Raw genomic sequence first — 4,707 nt, 5'->3', positions numbered from 1 at the left:
TTGCGCTGGAAACCGCTCTCTGGTGTCGCTACTGTCTGGACACGGATGAAAATGGCCAAGAGCTGCTGCTTGAAGACGAAAGCGCCGAAATTCTGAAGTCATGGGCAGTAAGCGTGTTTGCGCCGGGAAGCGAAACATACGACTGGCCGGACGCCTTCGGTCAACTGGCTTCAGATCCGGAGTTCATCAAGGCGTTTGATGAGGCTGTCCGCAGCATCGCAACGCGTGGCGTTTCCGCGACGCTTACATCTTACATTGACGGCAACGCTGAACACACACCTGCAGGTCAACTGCCGAACGTCGGAACGTGACAAATCCGGTCGGCTGTATTGGCCGTCGCCTGAATTTGAACAGGTGTGAAGTTGCCAGGAGGGCAGAAGAGCTTACCTAGGAAACGTCCTGCTGAACGAAGCGAAATCAAGCAGCTTCGTTAAATCGGCAACAAACGTTTCAAAGACAGGTGCCCAAATGGTGAATTTGAACCGACGCGAAATCCTTGGCGCATGTGCCGTGTTGGCCGCAACCGGCCTGCCGGCATATGCGGACAATGCACATTTGCAGTATCTGGGCCTTGCAAAACCCGCACTGACAATCGAGACACCTGAACTGAATGTTCCGGATCTTGCCGGAAAGATCCATCAGGTTAAAGACTATGAAGGCAAGACCGTGCTCGTCTCCTTCTGGGCGACATGGTGTCCGCCCTGCCGCAAGGAAATGCCGACATTGGCCCGCCTCAGCCGTGAACTTGGCACCGACGACTTTGCCGTACTGGCGGTAAATGTCGGTGACAAACAGGAAAAAATTCAGGCTTTTCTTGACGAAATCGATCATGACGGCCTGCCGGTCCTCATGGATCAGAAGACGGATCTGCCAGGCAAATGGTTCCTGCGCGGGCTCCCGGTCACCTACGTCCTGACCCCCGACGGCCAGGTTGCCTACGGCGCGATTGGCGAGCGGGTCTGGGACTCTCCGGCGATGATCTCCGGTATCAGGTCCATTCACGACGCGTCTTGAACCGGGCAGCGGCTCAGCGCCCGTTGAAAGGCACCACAATCGGTGCGCCTGCAACCGCACATCTAGTGAGGGAAAGTGGGAAGTCATAGGCCTTTGACAACAGGTCTGACCGCATGACCTCCTCTGTGGCACCAAAGGCCAGGCGCTGTCCCTTTTGCATCACCAGCACCTTGTCGGCAAAGGTCAGGGTCAGGTTGAGATCGTGCATCACTGCGACCACGCCACCACCCCTTGCGGCATATTCGGCCGCCAGCTGCATGATCTGATATTGGTGCTTGATGTCCAGACTTGAGACCGGTTCGTCCAGAAACAGCCAGCGCGGAGGCCCGTCTATCGGCACGGGCTCCCAGACCTGACACAGAACTCTGGCAAGCTGAACACGCTGCTGCTCACCGCCGGAAAGGTCCTGATAGTTCCGCCCTTCAAAGCCGGACAGGCCAACCTTCGACAAGGCTTCCGCCAATCGCCGAGTTCTCGCGTTTTTGTTGTGACGCCTGTCGATCAGACCAAGTCCAATGACTTCTGCAACATTCAAGGGAAACGAAATCTGACTGGCCTGCGGCAGCACGCCCCGCATTTCCGCCTGGATTTCTGGAGACAGCCCGCGAACGTCCTGCCCGGCCAGAAACACGTCACCAGAACAAACCAGTTCTCCAGTCATGGCGCGAAGAAGCGTTGTTTTCCCTGATCCGCTCGGGCCGATGATCGCCAGAAACTCTCCGGCTTTTGCATCAAACGACAGGTTGGACACAATGGTCGTCTTACCCATTTGGACAGTGACACGGTTCACGTGAAGTTCGCAGACCGAAGCGTCAGAGCTAAAAGTCATGTGCTGCAACATGCCTGCCTCTCTAAAGTCCCATCAGGCCGCGCCTTCGCAGCAATATCCAAAGGAAAAACGGCGCGCCGGCAAATGCTGTAATGATCCCGATGGGGAGCTCCGCCGGTGCCACGATCGTTCGGCTGAGCGTATCGGCGGCAATCAGAAGGCTTGCGCCCAGCAAGGCAGCAGCAGGCAAGAGATATCGATGATCCGGTCCGATGGTGAGCCGCAATAGATGCGGCACAACGATGCCAACAAAACCGATACCACCGCTGACGGCAACCGAGGCTCCGGTCGCTGCTGCGACCATCAGGATGCTGATATTCTTGAGCCGTTGAACCCGGATGCCGATATGTGTTGCTGCAGCTTCACCCAGGGTCAGCCCGTTCAACCCACGCGCCAGGAATGGAACGGCAAATAGCATCACAAGGATTATCGGGGCCGCTGACGTAACTTTTTCCCAGTTCGAACCAGCAAGCGATCCCAGTCCCCAGAATTGCAGGTCGCGCAATTCCTGATCGTCGGCAACATAGACCAGTAATCCAGTCGTCGCGCCGGTCAGTGCTCCAAGCGCGATCCCTGCGAGCAGTAACGTCGCAACGGAAGTGATCCCGCCGCGCGTCCCGATCCGATAAAGCAACAAGGTCGTGATCAGACCTCCGACAAAGGCTGCAAGTGGAACTGCGTAATATCCGAGAACCGCTGCAACCGGAGCCAGTGCCGAGCCGCCCAGAACAATGAACAGCGCCGCTCCGAGGCCGGCCCCTGCAGAAACCCCGACAATTCCCGGATCCGCCAGCGGATTGCGGAAGAGTCCTTGCATGACGGCTCCGGACACTGCCAGTGCCGCGCCGACCAATGCACCAAGTACGACGCGCGGCAAGCGAATATCCTTGATGACAATCCAGTCGCGAAGCGAGACGCCCGCAGGCGCTCCTTCCCTGGAAGAAAAGAGATGCGCCGGTAGGTGTGGGAGAACATCGAGAACAGGAATTGAAATCGGCCCAATTGCAAGACCGGCAAACATGGACCCAGCGGTAATAACCACCAGCAGCGCGATAACGGCTCGTGCAAGCGGTTCCCGGTTTCCTGTTCCCGCCGCTTCAATTCCAAACCAGTTCTTTAAGCGCATTGGCCGCTCTGAAAATGTCATCTCGGACATGCGCAGTGTCAGCTCCGGATATCTGACAGTTGATCAGACAGTTCACGAATGGCATCGGCTGTTCGAGGGCCAAACCCGAGCAGGTACTGTCCACCCATCACAATCACCCGCTTGTTCTGACCAGCCGGTGTTTGCGCAAGTGCCGGATGGTCGAAAACCTCTTCAGGGTGGACATTGTGGTTTTCACCACGCTGCATCATCAGAACGACATCAGGAGCAGCACTCAAAACAGCTTCGTCACTCAGTTGCTTGTAACCAGAGAAATCATCAACAGCATTGCGTGCACCTGCGAGCGCAATAATACCGGAAGCAGCGGTCTCGGAACCTGATGCCAGGATCCGCCCGTCTCTTGCAGTCAGGATGAAAAGGACACGTAAGTCACTTGAACTCATATCGGCTTCGCTCTGGGCTGTCTCAAGATCCACCTTGAGTTTTTCTGCCAACTTCTCAGCCTTTTCAGGAACACCCAAGGCTTCCCCGACCGCCAGAACCTTGTTCAGAATTCCCTGATCGGTGAATTCTTCCGGAATATCCGCAATTGCAACTCCGGACTTTTTCAAAACATCTACGGTTTCAACCGGTCCACTGCCTTCCAGCATCAGGATTAGGTCCGGATCAACTGACATCACCCCTTCCGGAGACAGAGCACGAATGTAACCGACGTCGGGAAGTTTGGCAGCGCTGGCTGGGTGATTGCTGGTTGTATCACGCGCGACAAGGCGATCTTCTTCACCAAGCGCAAAGACAATTTCCGTCACCGAACCACCGACGGCAACGATACGGTGTGCCGATTGTGCCAGTGTGCCCTCGGCAAGCAAAGACTTGCTCGGCGCGAGCAACGCTGCCGCCGTCAGGGCACACGCCGCGGTCAAACTATAAAATCTTGAGTGAAACAGAGTTCTCATTCCGCTGCTCCCAGAACAATTGAACGATCCAGCCGGGGCAGATTCTCGGCCAGCCCCCGCCAGTCGGAACGCTCTTGGTTGCCTTCGCCGCGAACACCGAAGAACTGGATAATCTGCTGGCCGTTGCTGTCATACGCTTCAATCGACGTCACGTGACCGACATCGGCCGGTTTGCGCACCGCCCAGACTTCAAAAATGTGATCCAATCTCAGATGCAGATGAAACGTCGGATCCATCACGTTGATCCACGGTCCCTTGTCCACGACGTTTTCAACCGTGCCGGAATGGATCTGAATACAGCCGCGATTGCCGACGAAGCACATAATAGGAATGCCCTCGGACGCCGCCAATCTTAGAAGAGCGGGAACCGATCCGGTGTCGAGCGGCCAGGCCCAGGTTTCACCGGCAAGTTCGAAGGCACTCACCCGGTCAAGATCCAGATCTCTCAACAGGCCATGAAACTGATGCGGGTCGGTCATCGCCTGCCATCGGTCTCGCAAAACTCCTTCCACGCCATCAGATGGAAGTTTGCGGGAGAACGGTTTGGCAGTGGTGACTGCAGGCAAAACGTCATATGCCTGATCCTCCAACGCCAGTCCGTCCACCAGATCATCCCAGGCTTCCAAGTCGGTATCCGGGCGGGCGTGAATTTTCTGAACCGCATCGCCATGCGCATCAAAAAACTGCAACGACCGGCGCACATCCTTGCCATCTGATTTCTCGACGGCGAACCCGTAAACCCAATTTGCCGGGAACATTCGCGTGTCGATCCGGTCGCCGAGCATGAGCGCGGCGCGTTGTCC

The 4,707-nt window shown here is 56.5% G+C and carries 5 protein-coding genes and 1 pseudogene; 2 read left to right on the top strand and 4 right to left on the bottom strand.

The window, feature by feature from the left end; genetic code table 11:
• Both K5905_RS27845 and K5905_RS27840 read left to right on the top strand, forming a co-directional pair.
• A pseudogene (locus tag K5905_RS27845) lies at positions 1-311 on the top strand (hypothetical protein); the annotation flags it as partial.
• A 157-nt stretch (positions 312-468) separates the two neighbouring features.
• Complete coding sequence (locus tag K5905_RS27840) at positions 469-1,014, top strand: TlpA disulfide reductase family protein (protein WP_297590426.1); 546 nt, start codon at positions 469-471, stop codon at positions 1,012-1,014.
• A 13-nt stretch (positions 1,015-1,027) separates the two neighbouring features.
• On the opposite strand, the gene K5905_RS27835 is transcribed toward K5905_RS27840, so the two are convergent.
• The 4 genes from K5905_RS27835 to K5905_RS27820 form a co-directional block, all read right to left on the bottom strand.
• Complete coding sequence (locus K5905_RS27835) at positions 1,028-1,843, bottom strand: heme ABC transporter ATP-binding protein (protein ID WP_297590423.1); 816 nt, start codon at positions 1,841-1,843, stop codon at positions 1,028-1,030.
• Positions 1,844-1,865: 22 nt separating this feature from the next.
• Positions 1,866-2,969, bottom strand: coding sequence for an iron ABC transporter permease (locus K5905_RS27830; protein ID WP_297590429.1), 1,104 nt, complete (start codon positions 2,967-2,969; stop codon positions 1,866-1,868).
• A gap of 38 nt (positions 2,970-3,007) precedes the next feature.
• Positions 3,008-3,904 (bottom strand): hemin ABC transporter substrate-binding protein, encoded by an 897-nt coding sequence (locus K5905_RS27825; RefSeq protein WP_297590420.1) that lies wholly within the window; start codon positions 3,902-3,904, stop codon positions 3,008-3,010.
• On the bottom strand, positions 3,901-4,707 hold an 807-nt coding region (locus K5905_RS27820; protein WP_297590417.1), incomplete at its 5' end, for a ChuX/HutX family heme-like substrate-binding protein. The genes K5905_RS27820 and K5905_RS27825, both read right to left, overlap by 4 nt.

This window comes from Roseibium sp. (genome assembly GCF_025698965.1).
Lineage (GTDB): Bacteria > Pseudomonadota > Alphaproteobacteria > Rhizobiales > Stappiaceae > Roseibium.
The sequence above is the reverse complement of the archived record's forward strand: the minus strand, read 5'-3'. Positions and strand labels throughout refer to the sequence as shown.

Bases quoted from the DNA above. Each gene is read 5' to 3' on its own strand.
- K5905_RS27840 (WP_297590426.1), top strand. From the start codon at position 469: ATGGTGAATTTGAACCGACGCGAAATCCTTGGCGCATGTGCCGTGTTG.
- K5905_RS27835 (WP_297590423.1), bottom strand. From the start codon at position 1,843: ATGACTTTTAGCTCTGACGCTTCGGTCTGCGAACTTCACGTGAACCGT.
- K5905_RS27830 (WP_297590429.1), bottom strand. From the start codon at position 2,969: ATGCGCTTAAAGAACTGGTTTGGAATTGAAGCGGCGGGAACAGGAAAC.
- K5905_RS27825 (WP_297590420.1), bottom strand. From the start codon at position 3,904: ATGAGAACTCTGTTTCACTCAAGATTTTATAGTTTGACCGCGGCGTGT.